Here is a 22,094-nt window from a genome sequence, read left to right as displayed (position 1 = left end):
CGCGCGCGGTATTTTGCGTTGCCCTGTGGGCAACGCCTGCTCAGGCCGTGGCCTGGAAGGCCGTCATGGCGCCGGCCAGGTGAGCGGCCAGGCGTTGCGCGCTCAGCGGCAGGGAGCGGCCCATCCTGGTGACCAGATGGGCCTCGGCGCTGGAGAGCACCGGATGATCCACGGGCAGGGCCACGAGTTCTCCCGCGATCAGCTCCTGGGCGATCGAGAAGGCGGGCGCGAACGTGATGGCCTCCTGGCTGCGGAGGTAGTGGTACATCACCGAAGACGAGTTGGTCGTCAGGGACACGTTCAGGGCCACATGTTCGACGCGCGCCGCCATGTCCAGCAATTGCATGGTGCCGAAAGAAATCGGTTTCATCGCGATATTGAAATCCGCCACGTCGCCCAGTTTCAGCGGCCGGCCGAGCCGTTGCAACGGATGGCCCGCGCGCACGATGGCGCACAATGGCTGTACGGCATGCGCCCGAGACAGAACCCGGTTCTCCGGCGTGGGGTTGTAAACCAGGCCGATGTGGGCGTCGTCCTCGCAGACCCTGCGCATCACTTCGTTCGTTCCGGCCGTTTCGATGTTGAGCGTGATGTGCGGATAGCGGGCGCGGAACGCCTGGATCGGCGGCCCCATCAGGTCGCTGACGAAGCCGGCGCCAAGCGAGATGGATACGTGGCCGCGCAGCATGCCGCGGGTCTCGCGCAGCTTCTCCGCCAGGTCGTCGCTCATGGACCGATGCGAGCGGTAGAAGTCCATGAGCAGGGCGCCGATCTCGGTCGCCTGGACGCCCTTGCTGCTGCGCTCGATCAGCGTGGCCGCCACGTCCTTCTCCAGCAAGGCGATCTGCCGGCTGACCACCGATGGGTTGACGTTCAGCTTGTCGGCGGCCGCGCGTACCGAGCCGGTGGAAACCGCCTCATACAGGTAGAACAGGCGATGCAGGTTCAGCTCTTCGTTCATGATCCCGGCGCTGGTTGCGTGATGGCGGGGACGATTGTAAGAGCTGGCAGGCAGCCGGGCCAACGCGGCGCGCGCTGCCACGTCGGCCTGTCGCAGCTTGAGGCCGTGGCGCATTTGGGCGATGCGTTCTCCCAATTGCCGCGTTTCGGTCTGGCGCTTGCCAGGCAGGAGCGGGGTTTCGTCGCGCTTCATGACCGCAATCGCAGTCCTAAGACGCAGTAACGACTGATATTGCGGTCATTCTCCGTTTTTGTGGCGCTCGCGCGCCTTACCCCAGTTCTTCGGTCACCCGGTCGGCCTCGCGCTTGAGCGCGGCGGCGATGGTCTTGCGGCGGTCCGGGCCCATGCGGCCGTAGTGGGCGGCGATGCTGAGCGCGGCGACCGGCTGGCGGGCCAGGTAGATCGCCACGCCGATGCCGTACATGCCCTTGAGCAGGTAGCCCGGGTTGAGCGCGTAGCCGCGCTGGCGCGTGTCGGCCACCTGGGCGCGCAGCTTGTCCACGTCCAGGCTGGGATACGGCTGCAGGCGCGGCTGGATGCGGCGCAGCACGTTCTCGACCTCGCCGTCGCCGAACGCGGCCAGCAATGCCAGGCTGCCCGATCCCACGCCCAGCGGGCGGCGGGTGCCGATGTTCTGGGTCAGCACCTTGACCGGGAAGGAGCCTTCCTTGCGGTCTATGCAGACGGCGTCCAGCCCGCTGCGTATGGTGAGCATGACCGTGTCGCCGGTGCTTTGCGCCAGCCGTTCCAGCGCAGGCCGGGTGACGGCCTGGATGTCGAGGCGGTTGGAGGCGCGCTCGCCCATGGACAGGAATTCCAGGCCCAGGTAGTAGACGCGGCTGCCGGCGGCCTGCTCGACGAAGCCTTCGGCGCTGAGGGTCTTGAGGAAGCGGTGCAGCGTGCCCTTGCTCAGCCCGCTCTGGGCCTGCAGGTCGGAAAAGCGCATGCCGCTCGACGACGAGCTGTAGGAGAGGATGCGCAGAATCTCCAGGGCGCGCCTGACGCTTTGCACGGTGTCGCCGCCGCCGGCCCGCGCGGTGCCGTTGTCCTCCATTGCTGCCTCCTGCCTGTGTGTTGCGGCGCCGCGCCGCCCGGGCGCGCCGCCATTTTTCTGGCTGTTGGTACTAGTGTTCCGTATCGCGGAACTTTTTAGGCGTATCCGCGATTTTGCCGCGTTTCGTTTCTAGAGTCCAAACCCGGTCCCGGCGGCGTCGCCGCGTTCGGGGAGGAGGCAAGGACATGATCGATATCGCGAAGTCATACCAATGCAGTCCCGCGCTGTGGCGCGACAGGGTGGATCCGGCGTTCCTGGGCGAGCTGCGGCGCGTGGTGGCCGGAACCGTGCTGCCCGAGGCCGAGGCTATCGACCGGCAGGACGTGTACCCGGTGCGGATCATCAAGGCCATGGCGCGCCACGGCTATACCAGCCTGACGCTGCCGCGCCAGTGGGGCGGCCAGGCGGCCTCGTACGGGCACTGCGCGGCGGTGTTCGAGGAGGCTTCGTACGGCAGCGCGGCGGTGGGAATCAGCCTGATCACGATTCTGCAGGCGCAGACGCTGATCAACCAGTTCGGCGCCGAGTCGCTCAAGGCGGCGGTGCTGCCGGAGTTCGCGCAGGGCCTGATCACCGCCTACGCGCTGACCGAGGCGAACCACGGCAGCGATATCCGCAGCCTGGACACCAAGGCGCGGCGCGGCCCCGGCGGATGGACGCTGCACGGTCGCAAGTCGTTCATCACCTCGGGCTCGGCCGCCGAGGCCTATATCGTGCTGGCCGAGACGGACCATGGCGTGTCCACGTTCTTCGTGCGCCGCGACATGCCGGGCGTGTCGACGTTCGACGGCCCGACGTCCGGGACGTTCGGCCTGCGCAACGGCCCCCACGTGGACCTGATCCTGGACGGCGTGGTGGTGCCGGACGACCACCTGATCGGGGTCGAGGGCAAGGGCGTGCGCCAGGCGGTGACCACGCTGGATTTTTCGCGCACCATGGCCGGCGCCATCAGCCTGGGCATTGCCCGCGCCGCGTTCGACAACGCGCTGGCCTATGCGGCCGGGCGCGAGGCGTTCGACCAGAAGGTGCTGGGCTTCCAGGGCATCCAGTGGTATTTCGCCGACCTGGCGACCCATATCGACGCCGCCCGCCTGCTGGTGTACGAGGCCTGCGTGGCGCTGGACGAGCACCGCGAGATCGCGCGCTATGCCAGCGAAGCCAAGCTGGCCGCCAGCCAGGTGGCCACGCGCGCGGCCGAGCAGGCGATCCAGATCTGCGGCGCCTATGGCGTGACCGAGCACGCGCCGTTCGGCCGCTATCTGCGCGACGCCAAGGCCTACGAGATCGCCGGCGGTTCGTCCGAGATCCTCAAGAACACCATCGGCAAGCAATTGCTTGCCTTCGCCGCCAACCACCTGTCCGGAACCAAGACGTGATCACCGACCGCCTGTATGGCCTGGCCGACAGCCAGCCCGACGCCATTGCGCTCATTTTCGAAACCCGCCAGTACCGCTACCGCGAGCTGGCCGACATGGTCAGCGCCATGGCGGCGCGCCTGCACCAGGCCGGCGTGCGGCCGGGCGACCATATCGCGCTGATGTGCGGCAACCGCCCGGCCTTCCTGGCCTGCTGGTTCGCGCTGGGCGAGCTGGGCGCGGTATGCGTGCCGCTGAACACCGGGCTGGTGGGCGAGGGTTTCTGCTACTCGCTGGCCAAGAGCGAGTCGCGCCTGCTGATCATCGAGCCCGAGCTGCTGGCGCCGCGCCGCGACACGCTGGCGGCCATGGAGGGCGCGCCGCCGGTGCTGGAGATCGACGCCGCGATGGACCTGCCGCCGGCCGGGCGGCCGGCGCGCTGGGCCGGACCGTCGCGCGCCGCGGGCGACCTGAACAGCATCCTGTTCACGTCGGGCACGACCGGCCTGCCCAAGGGCGTGACGCTGCCGCACGGCGCCTATGTGGCGGCCAGCGACGACATGGTGCAGTCGCTGGCGCTGACCCGCGCCGACCGCATCCTGGTTTTCCTGCCGCTGTTTCACGCCAATCCGCAGATGTACGCGGTGGCCTCGGTGCTGGGCTGCGGCGCGACGCTGGTGCTGTTGCGCAATTTCTCGGCCAGCCGCTTTTTCGACGAGGCGGTGGCGCATGGCGCGACCGGCTTTACCTATGTGGGTACGGTGCTGTCGATCCTGGACAAGCACTATCCCGAGCCGCGCCGCGATCACGCCCTGCGCTGGTGCGTGGGCGGCGGCGCGCCGGCCCGCGTCTGGGAGGCGGTGGAGTCGCGCTTCGGCATATCGGTGCGCGAGCTGTACGGCATGACGGAAACCGGCGGCTGGGTGTCGATGAACACGCCGCCGCGCGCGCGCTTCGGCTCGGTGGGGCACGCGCGCACGGGCATCGAGCTGGCCGTGGTGGACGAGGCCGGCGCGCCGGTGCCCACCGGCGCCAAGGGCGAGATCGTGGCGCGCTCCGAACGCCCGCACGTGTTCTTCTCGGAGTACTGGCGCAATCCCGAGGCCACGGCCGGCACGCTCAAGCAGGGCTGGCTGCACACGGGCGACCGCGGCTACCTGGACGAGGACGGCTTCCTGTACTTCGACGGCCGCCAGAAGGAACTGATCCGGCGCGGCGGCGAGATGATCGCGCCCACCGAGGTCGAGCAGCAGCTGCTCAAGCATGAGCAGGTGCGCGATTGCGCGGTGGTCGGCGTGCCCGACGACATCATGGGCGAGGAAGTGCATGCGTACGTGGTGCTGCAGGGCGAACCGGACGCCGGCGCCCTGCAGGCCTTCCTCAAGGCGCGCCTGCCGGCCTATATGGCGCCGCGCTACTTCTCGTTCGTGCCCGCCATTCCCAAGACCGAAACCCAGAAAATCAAGCGCCATCTGCTGGCCGACCTGCCGGCGCAGGTCGTGGACCTGGCCGTGGCGCGCCGCTGACCCTTTGCACCGATAACCAGGAGAGACAACCCATGACCCGACGATGGAAACAACGGCCCCCCGGCTCGAACTGGGGCGATTTCGGCGATGACGACCAGCTGGGCCGGCTCAACCTGCTGACCCCCGAGAAGGTGCGCGAGGCCGTGGCCGAGGTGCGGGAGGGAATCGTGTTCAGCCTCAGCCTGCCGCTGGACCTGCCGGGCGGCAACGTGCTGAACCCGGCGCGCCATCCGCCGCGCCTGATGCCGACGCGGCGCGACGACAAGCCCATGTACCTGCACGCCTTCCAGCACGACCACAACACCACCGACGTGGCGTGCGACGACATGGTGGCCATGAGCCTGCAGTACTCGACGCAATGGGACGCGCTGTCGCACATCGGCTCGCATTTCGATGCCGACGGCGACGGCGTGGCCGAGGTGGTGTTCTACAACGGCTATACCGGCAAGGAGAATTTCTCGCACCAGCGCGAGGACCGCGACAGCCTGTCGCGCGCGCATCGCCTGGGGATCGAGCACATGGCGGCCAAGGGCGTGCAGGGGCGCGGCGTGCTGCTCGACCTGCGGCGCCATTTCGGCGACGAACGCAAGCGCGTCGGCTACGACGATCTGATGCGCGTGATCGAGCAGGACCGCGTGGAGGTGCGCAAGGGCGACATGCTGTGCCTGCACACCGGTTTTGCCGACGTGGTGCTGGGCATGGGCGGCAAGCCCGACGCCCAGCGGCTGGCGCGTTCGTGCGCCGTGCTCGATGGCTCGGACAGCCGCCTGCTGGACTGGATCGACGACAGCGGCATTGCCGCGCTGATCGCCGACAACTATGCGGTCGAGGACCGGCCCTACGACTTCAAGGGCGATGGCTGCCATGCGCTGCTGCCGTTGCATGAGCGCTGCCTGTTCAAGCTGGGCCTGCACCTGGGCGAACTGTGGCATCTCAGCCCGCTGGCCGAATGGCTGGAGCGGCACGAGCGCCATGCCTTCCTGCTGACCGCGCCGCCGCTGCACCTGCCCGGCGCGGTGGGCTCGCCGCTGAACCCGATCGCCACCGTATAGGAGCCCGCCATGCCACTGGAAATCCAGGACGCCGATGGCGTTCCGTACGTAGGCCTGGGCCTGCACTTCGACGAGTTCCCGCTGGGCCGCCAGTTCCGCACCGTGGGGCGCACCGTCACCGAGGCGGACCTGGTCAATTTCGTCAACGCCACCGGCTTTACCGAGGTGTTGTTCACCGATACCGAGTTCGTCCAGGCGCAGTCGGACATGCGCGGACGGGTGGTGCCGGGGGCGCTGGTGTTTTCCATGGTCGAGGGCCTGCTGATGCAGGCCTGCATGCAGCACACCGGCTTCGCCTTCCTGGAGATGGAACTGAAGGTCGAGGGGCCGACGTACGTGGGCGACACGCTGCACGTGCGCTGCGAGGTCATCGAGGCGCGGCCCAGCAAGAGCCGCGCCGATCGCGGCCTGGTGCGCACGCGCAACTTCGTGGTCAACCAGCGCGGCGAGGTGGTGATGGTGTACACCCCGATGCGTTTCGTCAGGCGGCAGTAGCATGGCCCGGCGCAAGCTGCCGGGCATCGTATAACAACGACGATTTCTACAAGGAGAGAGACATGAAAAAACCAATCGGAATCCTGCGCGCCACGCTGCTGTGCGGCGTTGCCGCGCTGGCCGCGGGCGGCAACGCGTTCGCCCAGGACAACTGGCCGTCCAAGCCGATCCGGCTGCTGGTGGGCTTTGCCCCGGGCGGGCCGACCGACAACGTGGCGCGCATCCTGGCCGAGAAAATGGGCGCGGAGCTGGGCCAGCCGGTGATCGTCGAGAACAAGGCCGGGGCGGCGGGCAACATCGCCGCCACCGCGCTGACGCAGGCCACCGCCGACGGCTACACGCTGCTCTACAACACCTCGTCCATCGTCATCGCGCCCTGGGTCTACCGGTCGCCCGGCTTCGACCCCTTGAAGGATTTCGCGCCGGCCGGCCTGACGGCGGCGGTGCCGCTGGTGCTGGCGGCCAACATGCAGGTGCCGGCCCAGTCGCCCAAGGCGCTGGTCGAGCTGGTCCAGGCCGGGCCCGACAAGTACAACTATGCGTCCTCGGGCGTGGGGGCCATCGAGCACCTGACCGCCGCGCAACTGTTGAGCACGCTGGGCCTGAAGGCGACCCACGTGGCCTACAAGGGCACGGCGCCGGCCCAGGTGGACCTGATCTCCGGGGCCACGCAGTTCACCACGACCACGCTGAACACGGTGATCTCGCCGGTGCAGGCCGGCAAGCTGCGCGCGCTGGCGATCACCAGCCGCGAACGCTGGTCGGGCATGCCCGACGTGCCGACCGTGGCGGAAACCCTGATCCCGGGTTTCGAGAGCCTGGCCTGGCAGGGCATCGTGGCGCCGGCCGGCACGCCCGAGCCGGTGCTGGCGAAGCTCAACAAGGCCATCAATGACGCCCTGGCCTCGCCCGACGTGCGCCAGAAGCTGGACCAGCAGGGCACCATCGTGCTGGGCGGCTCGGTCGACAAGTACCGCGCCTATATCAAGTCGGAATACGACCGCTGGGGCAAGGTCGTGGAGCAGGCCGGCGCGCGCATCGACTAGCCGGCGGCCGGGCTGCCCGCGCGGGCGGCCCGGCCTGCGCATGCTTTAACGCCGGCTTCGGCTGGCGACGGCGTCGGCGATCGCCCGGGCGGCGTCCTTGTGATCGTCGGCGGTCTGCACCATGCCCTGCATGGAGGCCGTCATCTCCAGCGTATCGTGCAGCGTCGCATGCGCGCCGAACTGCATCAGGCGCTTGGTCATGCGGGCGATGCGCGGGGGATGGCGCGCGATGCGGCGGGCCAGGGCGTAGGCTTCGTCGAGCAGGGTGGCGTGCGGCACCACCCGGGATACCAGCCCGATGCGTTCGGCCTCGCGCGCGTCGATGAAGTCGCAGGTCAGGGCCATTTCCATGGCGCGCGACAGACCCACCGCGCGCGGCAGGAACCAGGCGCCGCCGTCGCCAGGCAACAGCCCCACCCGCAGGAACGATTCGGCGAATACCGCCTGGTCCGACGCAATCCGGATGTCGCACATCAGGGCGACGTCGCAGCCGCCGCCGACCGCGTGGCCGTTGACCGCCGCGATGGTGGGCATGGGCAGCCCATGGATGGCCCGCGGAATGGCGTGCACGCGCTCCAGGTTCAGGTCGCGCGCGGCCAGCGGATCCTCGGGGGCGAAGACGCCGCGGCGCTCCAGCATGTCGTGCACGTTGCCGCCGGCCGAGAAGGCCTTGCCGGCGCCGGTGACGATCAGCACGCGCAGTTGCGGCGTGGCGCAGATAACCGGATGGATGGCGGCCAGGGCGTCCATCATCGCCAGGCTCATGGCGTTCTGGGTGGCGGGGTCGTCCAGGGTCAGCAGGCCTATGCCCGCCTCGTCGACCGAGAACCTGGCGTAGCAAGGGGAATCGGGGGCGGGCGTCGTCATTGGCGGGCTCATGCGGTGGCGTGGGTGGCGGCCTGGCGGCGCGCGGTCGCGGCCGCCAGGGCCTGGGCCTGGCCGGACTGTTCCAGCGCCCGCAGGTACAGGCGCCAGTTGTGCGGGTTGTGCGGCGCGCGGAACGAGCGGCGCGCCAGGTACGCGATGGTGTCCGGATGGGTGGGGGCGGCGCGGAACAGCGCTTCGGCCGTCAGGTATTCGTACACGTCGCGCTGATCGTGGCTGCCGCCGGCCGCGTGCGCCGTGTCGGCGCACGCAAGCAGCGCCTCGGCGCTTTCCCGGTAGCGGCCCTGGCGAAACGCCAGCAGGGCGCGGGCGATCGGCACCACTGCCTCGCGGTAGGCCTGGGCGTTGTCGGTGTCGTTTCGGCTGTAGCGCTCCAGCCGCTCGACCAGGACTTCGGCCTGTTGCCGGTGCTCGGGATTCCCGCTGCTGCACAGCGCCATCGCGTAGTGCACGTCGGCGAACCCCATGACCTGGTCGTCGATGCGCGCGGCGCTTTTCCCCGCCACCGCGTCCCAGCGCTGGCCGACATCGACGCCGCTGAGTTCCAGCCGCATCAGCAGCGAGGCTTCGTTGCAGATATCCAGGTATTCCACCGAATCGGCGGCGAACACGGTGCGGTCGTACCAGTCCAGCGCGGCCTGCGCGTCGCCCTGCTCCAGATGGATCAGCGCGCGGTGCCAGTGGATGTGGTGGCGGAAATTGTTGGCTTGGCTCCAGTGCCGCTCGTGGCGGGCGATCCACGCCAGCGCGTCGGCCTTGCGCTCGGTCGGCTCGATCGCGTGCGCGACGGCATGCACGGCCCACGGATCGTGCGGCGTCAGTTCGAGCGCGCGCCTGCCGCTGGCCTCGCCCTGGGCCAGGTCGCCGGCCTCGACCTCGCCGAAGGCCAGCATGCTGAGCATGTAGGGATACAGCGCATCGTCCTCCGACCAGAAATCGATGGCCTGCGCGATGCCGTCGCGGATGCGGGCGGAGCGGCCCAGGTAGAACCAGCCGAAATGCGCCATCTTGACCGCCAGGATGTCGCGCGGATGCGCGCGGGCGATCCGCTCCCAGTGCTCGGTCGCCGCGCGCAGCGAGTCGCGCGACCAGCACGCCAGGGCGTCGAGGTGCCGCTGTTCGCGTTCGGTGAGCGCGGCGCGCCCGGGCTGCAGGCCGGCCGCCAGCTGCGCGGCCTTGTCGGCCAGCGGGCGCAGCCCCATCAGCAGGTAGAAGTAGCCGCGCAGGACCAGCGCCATCGGCATTTGCGCGTCGTGCGCCAGGGTGGATTTGAGCGCGCCGCCGATATCGCCGTGGAATTGCAGGTAGCGCTTGACGGTTTCGTCGAAGGCCTCGACCGCCTGCGCGTTGGCGGCCGTGAATTCCAGCCCTTCGCGGTTTCGCTGCCGTGTCATTGCGTGCTCCCGGAGTCGTAGAACGCCTGGATTCCCGTGATGGCCCGCCCGACGATCAGGGCGTGGATGTCGTGCGTGCCCTCGTAGGTGTTGACGGCCTCGAGATTGATCATGTGCCGGATGATGTGATATTCGTCGGACACCCCGTTGGCGCCCAGCATGTCGCGCGCCACGCGGCTGATTTCCAGGGCCTTGCCGCAATTGTTGCGCTTGATGATGGAGATGGCCTCGGTCGAGACGCGGCCCTGGTCCATCAGGCGCGCGACCTGCAGGCTGGCCTGCAGGCCGATGGCGATTTCGGTCTCCATGTCGGCGAGTTTTTTCTGGACCAGCTGGTTCGAGGCCAGCGGCCGGCCGAACTGCGTGCGTGCCAGCACGTATTCGCGCGCCTGGTGCAGGCAGGCCTCGGCCGCGCCCAGCGCGCCCCACGAGATGCCCAGGCGCGCCTTGTTCAGGCACGAGAAGGGGCCGCGCAACCCCTTGACGTGCGGCAGCATGCGGTCGTGCGGCACGAAGACTTCGTCCATGGCGATGGTGCCGGTGATCGAGGCGCGCAGGGAAAACTTGCCGTCTATGCGCTCGGTCGACAGGCCCTGCATGCCGCGATCGAGGATGAAGCCGCGGATATCGCCGGCGTCGTCCTTGGCCCAGATCAGGAACACATCGGCGATCGGCGAGTTGGTGATCCAGCTCTTGGCGCCGGACAGGCGGTATCCGCCCTCGACGCTGCGCGCGCGGGTGGCCATGCTGCCGGGGTCGGAGCCATGGTCGGGCTCGGTCAGGCCGAAGCACCCCACCAGTTCGCCCGAGGCCAGGCCGGGCAGGTAGGTTTGCCGCTGGTCTTCCGAGCCGAACGTATGGATGGGGTACATGACCAGGCTCGATTGCACGCTGACCGACGAGCGGTAGGCGCTGTCGACGCGCTCCATTTCGCGCCCGATCAGGCCATAGCTGACGTGGTTGACGCCCGCGCAGCCGTACCCCTCGAGCGTGGCGCCCAGGAAGCCCAGCTGCCCGAGTTCGAGGAAAATATTGCGGTCGAAGGTCTCGGTGCGGTGCGCGTGCACGATGCGGGGCAGCAGTTGCTCCTGGCCGTAGGCGTGCGCGGTCGCCTGGATCATGCGCTCGTCTTCGGTCAGCTGCTCATGGAGCAGGAAGGGGTCTTCCCAGACGAAGGGCTGGTAGTGCTGCTTGGTGTCGGGCGATGAGGTCTGCGTGTCCATGGTGTCCGTCTCGGGCGTATCGGTGTCGTTGCGGCGCCAGCCGGCGTCAGGTTCCGGAGAACCTGGGCTTGCGCTTGTCCTGGAAGGCCTGCAGCCCTTCCTTGATGTCGTTGCTCAGGCCATAGCTTTCCCAGGCCACCACTTCGAGCCGCAGCGCCGTGTCCAGGGGCTGTTCGTAGCCATCGTTGACCAGCTGCTTGATCAGGCGCACGCCCAGCGGCGAATTCTTGGTGATCTGGGACAGCATGGCCTGTACGGCCTCGGTCAACTGCTCGTCCGGGACCACCTGGTTCACCAGGCCGTATTCGGCCAGTTCCCGGGCGGGCAGCAGATTGCCGGTGAACAGCAGGCGCTTGGCCAGGGCCATGGGGATCTTGCGCGGCAGGCGGATCGCCCCGCCGCCGCCCGGGATGATGCCGAAGTTGGCGTGCCCGTCGCCGATCTTGGCCGACTCGGCGGCAATGACCAGGTCGCAGGAAATGATCAGTTCCATGCCGCCGGCCACCGCCACGCCGTTGACGGCCGCAATCGTCGGGTGCGGGAAGTTCTCGACGCGGCGGTACATGTTCTGGCAGAGGTTCAGGTAGGCGCGGAACTTGTTCATGTCGCCGCTGCCCACGGTTTCCTTGAAGTACTTCAGGTCTCCGCCGGCGCAGAACGCGCGGCCCTGGCCGGTGAACACCAGCGCGTGGACATCGGCCCGCGCTTCGAGCAGCTGCAGCGCCTGGTCGATTTCGATGACGGTTTCGCGCGCCAGCGCGTTCATGGCGTCGGGGCGGTTGATGGTGATCCACGCGACATGGTCGCGGACTTCCACCAGGATGGTCTTGGGCGTGAATTCGGACATGGGTTTCTCCTTCCTGTCTTATCGGTACACTTCGAACAGCCCGGCGGCGCCCATGCCGCCGCCCACGCACATGCTGACCACCACCAGGCGCGCGCCGCGGCGGCGGCCCTCGATCAGCGCGTGGCCGACCATGCGCGCGCCGCTCATTCCGTACGGGTGCCCGACCGAGATCGCCCCGCCGTTGACGTTGAGCAGTTCGTTGGGAATGCCGAGCTGGTCGCGGCAGTACACGGTCTGGCTGGCGAAGGCTTCGTTGAGCTCCCAGAGGTCGATGTCCTCCATGCGCAGGCCGAAGCGCTTGAACAGCGTCTGGACCGCCAGGATGGGGCCGATGCCCATCTCGTCCGGTTCGCAGCCGGTGGCCACGAAGCCGCGGAACGCGCCCAGCGGTTCCAGATTGCGCCGTTCCGCCTCCTTGGCCTCCATGAGGATGCAGGCCGACGAGCCGTCCGAGAGCTGCGAGGCGTTGCCGGCGGTGATGGAAGTGTCCGGCTCCATCACCGGCTGCAGCGTGGCCAGGCCTTCGCGCGTGGTGTCGGGGCGATTGCCCTCGTCGCGCAGCAAGGTCACTTCTTCTTCGTAGGTCTCGCCGGTTGCCTTGTTCTTGCTCAGCTTGACGCTCGTCATCGGGACGATCTCGTCGTCGAACAGGCCGTTGCGCTGCGCCGCGGCCGTGCGCATCTGGCTCTGGAAGGCGTAGTCGTCCTGCGCGTCGCGGCTGACGCCGTAGCGCTGCGCCACCACTTCGGCCGTGCGCAGCATGGCGTCGTAGGTGTGCGGTTTGTGGGCCTCGATCCAGGGGCTTTTCTTGACGCCGTTATGGTGCTCGTCCTGGACGATGCTGATGCATTCCAGGCCGCCGGCGGCCATGATGGGCACGCGGTCCACGATGATGCGCTGGGCGGCGATGGCGATGGCCTGCAGGCCCGACGCGCACAGGCGGTTGACGGTGGTGCCGCCGGTTTCGATCGGCAGGCCGCCGCATATGGCGATCTGGCGGCCGATGTTGTAGCCGGTGGCGCCCTGGGGCATGCCGCAGCCGATGATGAGGTCCTCGATCTCGGCCGGGGCGACCTTGGACCGGGCGATGGCGTGCCGCAGCGAATGTCCGCCCAATTCGGCGCCGTGCGTCTGGTTGAAGGCGCCGCGGTAGGCCTTGCCTATCGGGGTGCGCGCGGTTGAAACGATTACGGCTTCTCTCATCGCTGTCTCCTTGTTTTGCCTGGGATGTGAGGATGGAGACGACTATATCGACGGCCGAAATCAGGCGGCAACCGACTATTTCGCAGGGGTGGCTCAGTTTTTCTCAGCCTGGATTCCCATGGCTGAGTTTTTGTAGGCCATCGGGAAAAAAAGTCGTTTGCCGGCCGGGCCGGCGCTCACCGAACATGTGTGCGCCGGCCAAGCTGCCATCGCGAGATCTTCCGACGGGAAGCCCGCAATCCATAAAACAGTGACAGGAGACAACCATGATCCGCTCGTTACTTGTCGGGCTGCTGCTTACGCTCGGACCCGCGGCCGCGCAGGCCGCCGAAAGCCCGGACCGCTATCCGTCCAAACCCATCACCATCATCGTGCCGTTCTCGGCCGGCGGCCCGGCCGACAATGTCACGCGCTATATCGCCAACCAGCTGGGCAAGACCTGGAACCAGCAGGTCGTGGTGGAGAACCGCACCGGCGCGGGCGGGATGATAGGCGCCGAGGCGGTGGCCCGCTCGGCGCCGGACGGCTACCACCTGGTGCTGCTGGTGACCGGCCACACCATCATGCCCGGCATGCAGGCGAGCATGCCCTACCGCATGCCGCAGGACTTCACCGGCATCACCGTGGTCAACCGCGCGCCCAAGCTGGTGGTCGTGCACCCGTCGGTTCCGGTGGCCTCGTTCGCCGAACTGATCGAGAAGGTCAAGCAGGATCCGGGCAAGTACGGCAGCTACGGGACGTCGGGCGTGGGCTCGATGGCGCACCTTTCCATGGAGCTGGTCAACAAGCTGGCCGGCACCAAGTTCGTGCACATTCCCTACAAGGGCGGCGGCGCCACGCAGGCGGACCTGGTGGCTGGGCGGCTGCCCATCGGGGTGCTGGACTTGGGATCGGTGCTGCCGCACGTACAGGCCGGCAGCCTGAAGGTGCTGGCGGTCACCAGCGATACCCGTTCGCCGCTGTTTCCCGATGTGCCCACCATCGCCGAGGTGATTCCGAACTTCCAGGCCACCGAGTGGTTCGGCATCGCCGGGCCGAAGGGCGTGCCGCCGGCGATCGCCGACAAGCTGCAGGCCGCCATCAAGGCCGCGCTCGGCACCCCTGAGGCCCGCACGCGCTACATAGAAGGGCTGGGCTGGGAGCTGCCGGCGTCCACCCCCAAGGAGATGGACGAAGTCCTGGCCTCCCAGACCGTGAAATGGGGCGCCCTGGTCAAGGAACTCGGATTGAAGGCGCAATGAGATGGACGTCGTGGCAATGAAATCCGTGACACAGCTTACGGTCAACGGCGATCACCTGCAGGGCGCCATCGGCGCGCTCTTCAAGGCCAGGGCCGTCGCCGTGGTCGGCATCTCCGCCGACCACGCGAAGCTGGGCAATGTCATCCTGCGCAACGTCGTCAAGAATGGCTTTGCCGGCAATATCTACGGCGTGTGCCGGGCTCCGGTGGAGCCCGGCGTCTTCGAATCCGGCTACGAGCGCGTGCGGTTCGTGCAGGCGTTCTCGGAGATCGACGAGCCGGTCGATGTGGCGCTGTTCGCCGTGCCGGCCGACATGGTCGTGACGGCGCTGGCCTCCGTGCCGCTGGGCAGGCTGCGCCTGGCCGTCATCCTGGCGTCGGGCTTTACCGAGACCGGCGAGCGCGGGGCGTCGCTGGAGACCGCGCTGCGCCAGTATTGCCTGGAAACCCAGTTGCCGGTCGTCGGCCCCAACTGCCAGGGCGTGGTGGTGCCGGGCGTCAAGCTGCAGATGACCTTCAGCCCGATGTACAACCAGATGCTGGAGGGCAAGGTCGCGATCGTGTCGCAGTCCGGCGCGATGGCGGGCTACATGGCCAACAACCTGATGCGCCGCGGCGTCGGCCTGTGCTGCGTGGTCAGCTCGGGCAACGAAGCCGTCCTGACGGCCGCGGACTATATCCACGCGCTGGCGGACAAGCCGGAGTGCCGGGTCGTGCTGTGCTATATCGAGCAGATCAAGAACGGCCGGCATTTCGCCCGCAGCGTGCAACGGCTGGGCGCCCAGCAGCGGATCGTGGTGGTCAAGAGCGGGCGCTCGACCGCCGGCGTGGCCGCGGCCAGCAGCCATACCGGCGCCATGGCGTCGGACGACCGCGTCATCGACGGGGTGTTCCGCCAGCTCGGGGTGGTGCGGGCGCGCGACAGCGCCACCGCCATCGACGTCGCCATGGCCCTGGCCAACGGCAGGCGGATGAAGGGCGGCGCGGTCGGCATCCTGTCGGTGGCCGGCGGCCTGGCCGTGGAACTGTCGGACCTGCTGGAGCTGGACGGCTTTACCGTGCCGCCGTTCGATCCGGACACGCTCGAGCGCCTCAAGGCGAAGGTGCCGGAATTCGGCGCCAGCCGCAATCCGATCGACCTGTCCGGCGCCATCCTGACGCAGGAATCGCTGTTCGAAGAGGTGCTGAACCTGTTCGCGCGCGCGAAGAACCTCGACGGCTTCGCGATCATCTCGACGTTCATCCGCAATCCGGCGTTCGCGCACGCCATTGTCCGCATGTACCGCAGCACCGACAAACCCGTGGTGGTCTGCTGGACCGGCACGCCGGAGCAGACGCCGGAGTCGCTGGAGATACTGGCCCGCAGCGGCATTCCGATCTATGGCGACACCGGCCGGGTGGCCCTGGCGTTCCGCGCCATACGTGGCGACACGGACATCTCCTGACGAACAGGCGTAGACATGAGCATAGCGATTTCCATGGCGGGGGCGGGGACGAAATTGGACGAGATCGATTTGCTGTTGCAGCAATGGATCGACGATGGCCGCCAGGTGGTGCACGAGGCGGACAGCAAGCGCATCCTGGCGATGGCGGGGTTTCCCGTGCCGGGCGATGCCCGTGGCGGGCCGGCCGTCGTCAAACTGTGCGCCGACGAGGTGCTGCACAAGTCGGAACTGGGGCTGGTGGCGCTCAACGTGGCGCCGGACGACCTGGACCGCGCGCGGCGCGAGCTGCGCGAGCGCTCGCGGCGGGCCGGCGTGGCCGGCGGGGAAGTGCTGGTCGAATCGATGGTGGGCGACGTCCTGATGGAATGGTTCGTCGGCTGCCGCACCGACCATACCTTCGGGCCCGTCGTCGTCGTGGGCGCGGGCGGCATCTACGCCGAACTGCTGGGCGCGCCCGAGATCCGCATGGCGCCGCTGTCAGCGCGCGATGCCGAGCGCGCGCTGCGCCATCACAAGGCGTTTCCGATCATCGACGGCGCCCGGGGCAGGGAACCGGCCGATATCGGCGCGTTCGCCAGGCTGATCGCGGACGTCTCGGAGTTCTACTACCGGCGCAGCCATCTGATCGCCGAGCTGGACCTGAACCCGGTCATGGTGCGCGGCCGCAGCCTGGACCCGGGCATGGTCGTCGCCGACGCATCGATCATTCTGCAAAAGCCGACTTTCTGAGCGCCTCGGCGGTGTCGGTGGCGCGCGTCTTGTTGCGCTCCTGGACCATCCAGCGGCGGATCTGTTCGATGCGCGGCACGCGCGCCGCCCGCTGGGCGTTGAAATAGATGTTGAACCCCATATGGCTTTTTCGCACATGGGGAAACGGCGCCACCAGCCTGCCCGACGCAATGTCGTCGGCGATGAAGGCGTGGATGCCGATGGCCACGCCCGCGCCCGACATCGCCGCGTTGTAGGCCAGGGTCAGGCTCTCGAACACCAGCCCGGGCGCCTGGCGCAAGGCCGGCTGCCCCACCGACTGGAGCCAGCGGTTCCAGTCCTGCGGACGCAGCTGCGCGTGGATGAGCGGATAGCGCTCGATATCGTCCAGCCCCAGTTCGCCGCCATGCCGCTGCAGGAAGGCCGACGAGCAGATCGGGAAGGTCTCGACATCCAGCACGCGCTCGGCGGCCACGCCGCCGCTGCAGGCCTGTTCTGCGGCGGGATCGGGGCCCAGCTTGACGACGAAGTCGTAGTCGTCCGTGCTTTCGAGTTCGGGCGCGAGGGTCGTCTTGACGTTGATCTGCGTGCTGGGCAGCGCAGCCTGGACCTGCGCCCAGCGCGGGGTCAGCCAGTGCGCGGCGAAGGTCGGGTGGCAGCAGATGCTCAGGCCGCGGTCGCCGAGATGCTGCTGGACGCGGTCCGTGGCGACGCCGATCTTGTTGAAGGCTTCGAGGATGTCCTCGGCGAACGCCTTGCCTTGCGGCGTGATGGCCACGCCGCGGTGCGAACGCATGAAGAGTTCGACGCCCAGATAGCTTTCCAGCGACTTGACCAGGCGGCTGACGGCTCCTGGCGTGACGTGCAGCTCCGCGGCGGCCTTCAGGAAACTCTCGTGCCGCGCCGCGCTTTCAAAACTTCGCAATGCGTTCAGCGGCGGCATGCGCTGCATACGGGTCGTATTCATGTACGTCAATTGCCTAACGAGCACTGGCTGGGCGACCACTGAGGGTGATTCGCAGGAACGATACGTACGGCAACGGAAAGCCGCGATGCTGCTCGAAACATGGTAGCAACATCGCGCTTTTGCGTCGATGCGCGCTGAATAGTGGAAACCCTTACCGGGTTGCGATGCGCTCGCGCGGCGGCCCGCGCGCGAGCGCGGCGATCAGTCGCCAGCCGGCCCGCGCGGCTTCAGGAAACGGCAGACCTGGCGCGCGAACACCGCGGGCTGGTCGTCATGGATGTAGTGGCCCGCGTCGGCGATCTCGACCGCTTCGATGCGCGGGTTGAGGGCGCGCATGCGTTCGACCATGGACGGTTGCAGGTAGTCGGAGCGGCCGCCGCGCAGCAGCAGGGCGGGACAGCCGATCCGCGCCACGTAGGCGGCCAGGTCCACCACGCGTGCGGGGTCGGGATGCAGGCGCGTGCGGGCGATGCCGGCATGGTCGTAGCGCCAGGTGTACCCGCCCTCGGGCGCGGGCTTGAGCATGCTTTCGAGGCGCTGCTGGCGGGCCTGCTCGGATACGCTGGGGCGCAGCGACCGCATGAAGGCGCAGGCGGCGTCCCAGGATGCGAAGCCGGCCGGGGTCTCGGCCAGTTCGCGGCGGATGCGCCGCGCGCCGTCGCTGTCCTCGAAGGCGCCGGGGCCGGCGTCCTCGATCACCAGCCGGCCGACGCGTTCCGGATGGCGCGCGGCGTAGACGATGGCGTTGATGCCGCCCATGGAGTGGCCCAGCAGATCGAAGCGCGCCAGCGCCAGCTGGTCGGCCACCGCGGCCAGGTCGTCGACGTAGGTATCGGTGTAGTAATTGCAGTCCGGGTCCCAGCTGGTCTGTCCGCGTCCGCGCTGGTCGAAGGCGATGACGCGGTATTCCGGCTGCAGCGCGGCCGCGATGCCGGCGAAGGTTTCCGCGTACCCGCGGATGCCATGCAGCATCACGATCGGCAGGCCTTGCGGGCTGCCCCATTCCGTGACGTGGAAATCCAGCCCGGCGTGGGCGAGGCGGTAATCGCGGCGTTGCATGGCGGGCGTGTTCCGGCAAGCGGGTTCAGTTGAGCCCGTCATGGCCCTGGACGTCGCATGCGGCGAGTCCACCCAGGCGGGCGTTCAGGCGGCCGCGCGTGGCGAAGGCCCAGATCAGGACGACCTCGTCGCGATTGGGCCCGTCGTTGAACTGGGCGCTGACCGTATCGTAGTGGGACCGCACGTAGAGCGCATCCTTGTGCGCCAGCGGCACGTCGATGATGGTGCCCGGGCCGCCGCGCTTGCCGGTGGAGGGCACCCAGGATTTCGCGCCGCCCAGCGCGTCGCGCACGGGGTTCGCCGCGGGGTTGGTGAGCAGGGCGTTGCCGTGCTCGTATTCGCCGTCGGCGCCGACCAGGCAGGCCTTGCCGTAGCTGGCGATGGCCTGGCCTTGCGCGGCCTCGCGCACGCGCCGGCCGAACTCGGCCCCAAGCCCGGGCGAGGCGTCGATCCACAGCGAAAGGTCTTCCACGTATTTGCCGGCGTACGGATTGTGGATGCACGCGGCCAGGACGATCTTGCGCAGCGGCTCGCCGTCGGCGGGCGCGCCGGTTTCGCCGGCCAGGGTGTCCTCGACCTGCAGATACCATTTGCGGATGTGGTAGACGCTGAAGTTGGGCGTTTTCATTGATGCTCTGATGAAAGTGGAAGAGGGCGTGGCGCCCGGTCAGATCGATTGGGGATGGGCATGCACCGGGGCGACGTGGGGCGTCCACGCGACCGAGGTGATCTCGCTGAAATCGCGCCATTCCTTGTACCAGCTGCGTCCGCCGTCGGTGGAGCGCAGCAGGTGGCCATACTTGGTGCCGGCGAACACCAGCGCGGGGTCGCCGGGATGGGCGCCGAACGCCCACACCGTCGAGTTGGGCGCGGTGTGCAGCAGCGCGGGCGTCCAGCTCCGGCCGCGATCCTCCGAGCGGTAGATGCGGGTGCGCGTGCCGGGGGTGCCGTCGCCCACCGCCAGCAGCAAGGTCCGGCCGGCGGCATCGAGCGGATACACCGCACGGGTGTAGTACAGGCCGTCGAAACGCTCCCGGGATGCCTGGCAATCGAAGCTGCGCGCCTCGTCGACGCTTTGGCAGACCGAATTCACGGTCACCACGATCTGCGTGGCCGGCTGGCCCGGCGCGGCGGGCAGCAGGGTGATGCTGTGGATGTCCGAGTTGTTGATGCCGCGCGCGGGCTCATCGATGCGCTCCCAGTTGTCGCCGGCATCGGTGCTGCGCCAGGCGCCGCCTTCCTCCACGCCGAACCAGACTTCCTCGGCCCGTTCGGGGTGGGCGCAGACGGTCAGGATGCGCGGGCGGTGCACGCCGCCGCAGAACTCCGGCAGTTCGGGGCCGAGCTGCTCCCAGCTCTGGCCGCCGTCGCGCGAGCGGTACATGCGGGCGCGGGAGGGCGCGCCGGAGCCCGCGAACACCAGGCGCGGATCGCGCGGGCTGAAGGCGATCGACCAGATGGTCTGGCCGTTGGCGGGCGAGTCGACGAGGCTGAAATGCGCGCCGCCGTCGGTGCTCAGGCAGATGCCCGCGTCGGCTCCGGCCAGCACGCGCGCGGGATCGGCGGGGTCGACCGCCAGGCTGCGCACGGTGCCGTCGAATTCGATGGCTTCCTTCAGGCCCAGGCGGTGCCAGCTGGCGCCGTTGTCGTTGCTGCGCAGTATGCCCTGGCCGGCCGTGCCTACCAGAATGGTTCCCTGCATGTCGGTCTCCTGTCGATGCGGTCGTGTTCATGAGGGCGCCGTGCGCGCCTCGGGCGTGACGTGATCGATGCGCCCGGGCGCGGCGGCCGGCCGCGCGCCCAGGTTTCCCCTAGTAGGACAAATCGTGCATCGCTGACAGAATTGTAGTACTGAATCTGTTTAAAGTGAATATATCGTACTACTGGATTGTGTTTTTCATCGTTCCGGTGGGCGCAGGGCTTTTCCAACACTCTTGAGGATGCATGGGCATGAAGTTCTATCACGAGGTGCGCGGCTGCTCGCTGGCCGTCGATATCGTCGCGCGCGAGTTGGGGCTGGCGCTGGACCTGCAGTGGGTCGATATGGCCAACAAGCGGCTGGCCGACGGGTCCGATTACCTGAAGGTCAATTCGAAGGGCACGGTGCCGACGCTGGAATTGCCCGATGGACAGTTCCTCAGCGAAGGCGCGGTGATCATGCAGTACCTGGCGGACCAGCGGCCGCGGCAGGGCATGCTGCCGGCCGCCGGCACGCTGGCGCGCTACCGGGTGCTGGAGTGGATGAGCTTCATCGCCGCCGACCTGCACAAGGGCGGCTTCATGCCGCTGTTCAAGGCGATCACGCCGCCCGAGTACCGGCGCATCGCCCGCCAGTACCTGGACGGCCGCCTGCAGTGGCTGAACGATCAACTGGCGGGCCGCGAATTCCTCATGGGCGAGACGTTCACGATCGCCGACGCGCATTGCTACACGATCGCCATGTGGACCCGCGCGCATGACATCGACACGAGTGCATGGCCGCACCTCGAAGCCTACCTGGCGCGCGTGGGCGCCCGGCCCAGCGTGCGCGCCGCCGAGCAGGCCGCGCGCGAGGAAGGCGAGCGCCAGCGCGCGGCCGCCGCGCAATGAGTTCACTTTTCAAACCCTGGATGACATGAGGTAGCGCATGAACTGGTCCAAACGCATTGCCATTGTGCTGGCCGGCCTGGCGGTCGCGCCGCTGGCGCTGGCGGCCGATCCCGCCGCGCCGTTGAAGCTGGTCGTCGGCTTTCCGCCGGGCGGCGGCACCGACGGGGCGGCCCGTATCGTGGCCGAGCATTTGCCGCAGCAGCTCGGACGCCCGGTGGTGGTCGAGAACCGCGCCGGCGCGGCCGGCACGCTGGGCGCGCAGGTGGTGCGGCGCGCGCCGCCGGACGGCAATACGCTGTTCTTCGGCACCAGCGCCGAACTGCTGATCAACCCCATCACGCGCAAGACCGCGCCCTATGATGTGCAGAAGGACTTCATGCCGGTCACCGAAGTCGGCAGCGTGGCGTTCGTGCTGGTGGCGCCGGCCTCCTCGGCCGTGCGCAGCGTGCCGGACCTGATCGCCGCGGCCAAGGCGCGGCCGGGCAAGCTGAATTTCTCGTCGTTCGGCATGGGCTCGACCAATCACCTGATCGGCGAACTGTTCCTGTCGACCACGGGCATCTCGGCCTCGCATATTCCCTACCAGGGCAGCGCCCAGGCCATGACCGCGCTGCTGGCCGGGGACGTGAATTTCACCTTCGACACGGTGGCCGTGGCGCAGCCGCACATCCAGTCGGGCAAGCTGATCGCGCTGGCAACGCCGTCGCCGGCGCGGCTGGCCGAGCTGCCCGAGGTCCCGACGCTGCGTGAACTGGGCTACCCGGACCTGACCGCCGAAGGCTGGATGGGGATCTTCGCGCCGGTGGGCACGCCGCCGCAGGACATCGCCAGCCTGAACGCCGCGTTCGCCAAGGTATTGGCGTTGCCCGATGTGCGGGCCAAGCTGGCGGCGCGCGGCGTGGGCATCGTGGGCGGTTCGCCCGACCAGTACCGCGACAAGCTGGCGGCCGAGAGCCGCAAGTGGCGCCAGGTGGCGCAGGATTCCGGCATCTCGCTGGAATAGCGGCATGCGCCGTGGGCCGCGCGTGCGCGGCCCGTGGCCGTG

Annotated in this window: 21 protein-coding genes; 10 read left to right on the top strand and 11 right to left on the bottom strand. The window is 68.4% G+C overall.

Features of this window, described 5'->3' with window-relative positions:
* Window positions 1–40: 40 nt before the first annotated feature.
* Together CAL11_RS21085 and CAL11_RS21075 are read right to left on the bottom strand one after the other, a co-directional pair.
* The gene (locus tag CAL11_RS21085) at window positions 41–961 is read right to left on the bottom strand and encodes a LysR family transcriptional regulator (protein ID WP_086094649.1); all 921 of its coding nucleotides are present in this window, start codon (window positions 959–961) and stop codon (window positions 41–43) included.
* Between the two features lie 268 nt (window positions 962–1,229).
* Window positions 1,230–2,015 (bottom strand): IclR family transcriptional regulator, encoded by a 786-nt coding sequence (locus tag CAL11_RS21075; RefSeq protein WP_068924874.1) that lies wholly within the window; start codon window positions 2,013–2,015, stop codon window positions 1,230–1,232.
* Between the two features lie 185 nt (window positions 2,016–2,200).
* Here CAL11_RS21075 and CAL11_RS21070 point away from each other — a divergent pair, with 185 nt between their 5' ends.
* The 5 genes from CAL11_RS21070 to CAL11_RS21050 all read left to right on the top strand — a co-directional run bounded on the left by CAL11_RS21070 (window position 2,201) and on the right by CAL11_RS21050 (window position 7,489).
* Window positions 2,201–3,391 (top strand): acyl-CoA dehydrogenase family protein, encoded by a 1,191-nt coding sequence (locus CAL11_RS21070; RefSeq protein ID WP_086094141.1) that lies wholly within the window; start codon window positions 2,201–2,203, stop codon window positions 3,389–3,391.
* Window positions 3,388–4,896 carry a class I adenylate-forming enzyme family protein gene (locus tag CAL11_RS21065; protein WP_086094140.1) on the top strand — a complete coding sequence of 503 codons (1,509 nt, stop codon included), beginning with the start codon at window positions 3,388–3,390 and terminating at the stop codon, window positions 4,894–4,896. Before CAL11_RS21070 ends, CAL11_RS21065 begins: the two co-directional genes overlap by 4 nt.
* A 32-nt stretch (window positions 4,897–4,928) precedes the next feature.
* Complete coding sequence (locus tag CAL11_RS21060; protein ID WP_086094139.1) at window positions 4,929–5,948, top strand: cyclase family protein; 1,020 nt, start codon at window positions 4,929–4,931, stop codon at window positions 5,946–5,948.
* Between the two features lie 9 nt (window positions 5,949–5,957).
* Window positions 5,958–6,443: a MaoC family dehydratase gene (locus tag CAL11_RS21055; RefSeq protein ID WP_068924882.1), complete on the top strand. Its 486-nt coding sequence runs from the start codon at window positions 5,958–5,960 to the stop codon at window positions 6,441–6,443.
* Between the two features lie 62 nt (window positions 6,444–6,505).
* The gene (locus CAL11_RS21050; RefSeq protein ID WP_086094138.1) at window positions 6,506–7,489 is read left to right on the top strand and encodes a Bug family tripartite tricarboxylate transporter substrate binding protein; all 984 of its coding nucleotides are present in this window, start codon (window positions 6,506–6,508) and stop codon (window positions 7,487–7,489) included.
* Window positions 7,490–7,534: 45 nt separating this feature from the next.
* Here the strand turns inward: CAL11_RS21050 and CAL11_RS21045 are convergent, their stop codons facing one another.
* Genes CAL11_RS21045 through CAL11_RS21025 form a run of 5 tightly spaced genes read right to left on the bottom strand, consistent with a single transcriptional unit; the run spans window position 7,535 to window position 13,041 of the window.
* A complete protein-coding gene (locus tag CAL11_RS21045) occupies window positions 7,535–8,356 on the bottom strand; it encodes an enoyl-CoA hydratase-related protein (protein ID WP_167382549.1) in 822 nt (273 codons plus the stop codon).
* 8 nt (window positions 8,357–8,364) lie between these two features.
* Window positions 8,365–9,768 (bottom strand): tetratricopeptide repeat protein, encoded by a 1,404-nt coding sequence (locus CAL11_RS21040; RefSeq protein WP_086094137.1) that lies wholly within the window; start codon window positions 9,766–9,768, stop codon window positions 8,365–8,367.
* The gene (locus CAL11_RS21035; RefSeq protein ID WP_068924890.1) at window positions 9,765–10,991 is read right to left on the bottom strand and encodes an acyl-CoA dehydrogenase; all 1,227 of its coding nucleotides are present in this window, start codon (window positions 10,989–10,991) and stop codon (window positions 9,765–9,767) included. Before CAL11_RS21035 ends, CAL11_RS21040 begins: the two co-directional genes overlap by 4 nt.
* 46 nt (window positions 10,992–11,037) lie before the next feature.
* On the bottom strand, window positions 11,038–11,838 hold the full coding sequence (locus CAL11_RS21030) for an enoyl-CoA hydratase/isomerase family protein (RefSeq protein ID WP_068924891.1): 801 nt from the start codon (window positions 11,836–11,838) through the stop codon (window positions 11,038–11,040).
* 18 nt (window positions 11,839–11,856) lie between these two features.
* Window positions 11,857–13,041: an acetyl-CoA C-acyltransferase gene (locus tag CAL11_RS21025; RefSeq protein WP_086094136.1), complete on the bottom strand. Its 1,185-nt coding sequence runs from the start codon at window positions 13,039–13,041 to the stop codon at window positions 11,857–11,859.
* A 266-nt stretch (window positions 13,042–13,307) separates the two neighbouring features.
* Between CAL11_RS21025 and CAL11_RS21020 the strand changes: the two genes are divergently transcribed.
* From CAL11_RS21020 to CAL11_RS21010, 3 genes are read left to right on the top strand one after another with little or no spacing between them, the layout of a single operon-like run.
* Entirely contained in the window at window positions 13,308–14,282 is a 975-nt protein-coding gene (locus tag CAL11_RS21020; RefSeq protein ID WP_033462801.1) for a tripartite tricarboxylate transporter substrate binding protein, read from the top strand.
* Window positions 14,283–14,298: 16 nt separating this feature from the next.
* Entirely contained in the window at window positions 14,299–15,726 is a 1,428-nt protein-coding gene (locus CAL11_RS21015) for a CoA-binding protein (protein ID WP_230590275.1), read from the top strand.
* 15 nt (window positions 15,727–15,741) lie between these two features.
* Window positions 15,742–16,455: an acetate--CoA ligase family protein gene (locus tag CAL11_RS21010; RefSeq protein WP_086094135.1), complete on the top strand. Its 714-nt coding sequence runs from the start codon at window positions 15,742–15,744 to the stop codon at window positions 16,453–16,455.
* Here the strand turns inward: CAL11_RS21010 and CAL11_RS21005 are convergent.
* The 4 genes from CAL11_RS21005 to CAL11_RS20990 form a co-directional block, all read right to left on the bottom strand.
* Window positions 16,430–17,401, bottom strand: coding sequence for a LysR substrate-binding domain-containing protein (locus CAL11_RS21005; protein WP_230590273.1), 972 nt, complete (start codon window positions 17,399–17,401; stop codon window positions 16,430–16,432). The genes CAL11_RS21010 and CAL11_RS21005 overlap by 26 nt on opposite strands.
* A gap of 201 nt (window positions 17,402–17,602) precedes the next feature.
* Window positions 17,603–18,460 carry an alpha/beta fold hydrolase gene (locus CAL11_RS21000; RefSeq protein ID WP_086094134.1) on the bottom strand — a complete coding sequence of 286 codons (858 nt, stop codon included), beginning with the start codon at window positions 18,458–18,460 and terminating at the stop codon, window positions 17,603–17,605.
* A gap of 25 nt (window positions 18,461–18,485) precedes the next feature.
* On the bottom strand, window positions 18,486–19,088 hold the full coding sequence (locus CAL11_RS20995) for an amino acid synthesis family protein (RefSeq protein WP_068924902.1): 603 nt from the start codon (window positions 19,086–19,088) through the stop codon (window positions 18,486–18,488).
* 39 nt (window positions 19,089–19,127) lie between these two features.
* Window positions 19,128–20,162 (bottom strand): WD40/YVTN/BNR-like repeat-containing protein, encoded by a 1,035-nt coding sequence (locus CAL11_RS20990; RefSeq protein ID WP_068924904.1) that lies wholly within the window; start codon window positions 20,160–20,162, stop codon window positions 19,128–19,130.
* Window positions 20,163–20,410: 248 nt separating this feature from the next.
* Between CAL11_RS20990 and gstA the strand changes: the two genes are divergently transcribed.
* Complete coding sequence (gene gstA, locus CAL11_RS20985; protein ID WP_068927656.1) at window positions 20,411–21,049, top strand: glutathione transferase GstA; 639 nt, start codon at window positions 20,411–20,413, stop codon at window positions 21,047–21,049.
* A 37-nt stretch (window positions 21,050–21,086) separates the two neighbouring features.
* Complete coding sequence (locus tag CAL11_RS20980) at window positions 21,087–22,052, top strand: Bug family tripartite tricarboxylate transporter substrate binding protein (RefSeq protein WP_086094133.1); 966 nt, start codon at window positions 21,087–21,089, stop codon at window positions 22,050–22,052.
* The last annotated feature ends 42 nt before the right edge of the window (window positions 22,053–22,094 follow it).

The sequence above is a fragment of the Bordetella genomosp. 6 genome (genome assembly GCF_002119705.1).
Lineage (GTDB): Bacteria > Pseudomonadota > Gammaproteobacteria > Burkholderiales > Burkholderiaceae_B > Bordetella > Bordetella bronchiseptica_F.
This window is presented reverse-complemented; position numbering and strand designations above follow the sequence as displayed.

Coding starts and splice junctions, on each gene's coding strand:
- CAL11_RS21020 (WP_033462801.1), top strand. CDS start 13,308: ATGATCCGCTCGTTACTTGTCGGGCTGCTGCTTACGCTCGGACCCGCG.
- CAL11_RS21005 (WP_230590273.1), bottom strand. CDS start 17,401: ATGAATACGACCCGTATGCAGCGCATGCCGCCGCTGAACGCATTGCGA.
- CAL11_RS21045 (WP_167382549.1), bottom strand. CDS start 8,356: ATGACGACGCCCGCCCCCGATTCCCCTTGCTACGCCAGGTTCTCGGTC.
- CAL11_RS20995 (WP_068924902.1), bottom strand. CDS start 19,088: ATGAAAACGCCCAACTTCAGCGTCTACCACATCCGCAAATGGTATCTG.
- CAL11_RS21070 (WP_086094141.1), top strand. CDS start 2,201: ATGATCGATATCGCGAAGTCATACCAATGCAGTCCCGCGCTGTGGCGC.
- CAL11_RS21060 (WP_086094139.1), top strand. CDS start 4,929: ATGACCCGACGATGGAAACAACGGCCCCCCGGCTCGAACTGGGGCGAT.
- gstA (WP_068927656.1), top strand. CDS start 20,411: ATGAAGTTCTATCACGAGGTGCGCGGCTGCTCGCTGGCCGTCGATATC.
- CAL11_RS21055 (WP_068924882.1), top strand. CDS start 5,958: ATGCCACTGGAAATCCAGGACGCCGATGGCGTTCCGTACGTAGGCCTG.
- CAL11_RS21075 (WP_068924874.1), bottom strand. CDS start 2,015: ATGGAGGACAACGGCACCGCGCGGGCCGGCGGCGGCGACACCGTGCAA.
- CAL11_RS21040 (WP_086094137.1), bottom strand. CDS start 9,768: ATGACACGGCAGCGAAACCGCGAAGGGCTGGAATTCACGGCCGCCAAC.
- CAL11_RS21015 (WP_230590275.1), top strand. CDS start 14,299: ATGAAATCCGTGACACAGCTTACGGTCAACGGCGATCACCTGCAGGGC.
- CAL11_RS21025 (WP_086094136.1), bottom strand. CDS start 13,041: ATGAGAGAAGCCGTAATCGTTTCAACCGCGCGCACCCCGATAGGCAAG.
- CAL11_RS21010 (WP_086094135.1), top strand. CDS start 15,742: ATGAGCATAGCGATTTCCATGGCGGGGGCGGGGACGAAATTGGACGAG.
- CAL11_RS21035 (WP_068924890.1), bottom strand. CDS start 10,991: ATGGACACGCAGACCTCATCGCCCGACACCAAGCAGCACTACCAGCCC.
- CAL11_RS21000 (WP_086094134.1), bottom strand. CDS start 18,460: ATGCAACGCCGCGATTACCGCCTCGCCCACGCCGGGCTGGATTTCCAC.
- CAL11_RS21050 (WP_086094138.1), top strand. CDS start 6,506: ATGAAAAAACCAATCGGAATCCTGCGCGCCACGCTGCTGTGCGGCGTT.
- CAL11_RS20990 (WP_068924904.1), bottom strand. CDS start 20,162: ATGCAGGGAACCATTCTGGTAGGCACGGCCGGCCAGGGCATACTGCGC.
- CAL11_RS20980 (WP_086094133.1), top strand. CDS start 21,087: ATGAACTGGTCCAAACGCATTGCCATTGTGCTGGCCGGCCTGGCGGTC.
- CAL11_RS21085 (WP_086094649.1), bottom strand. CDS start 961: ATGAACGAAGAGCTGAACCTGCATCGCCTGTTCTACCTGTATGAGGCG.
- CAL11_RS21030 (WP_068924891.1), bottom strand. CDS start 11,838: ATGTCCGAATTCACGCCCAAGACCATCCTGGTGGAAGTCCGCGACCAT.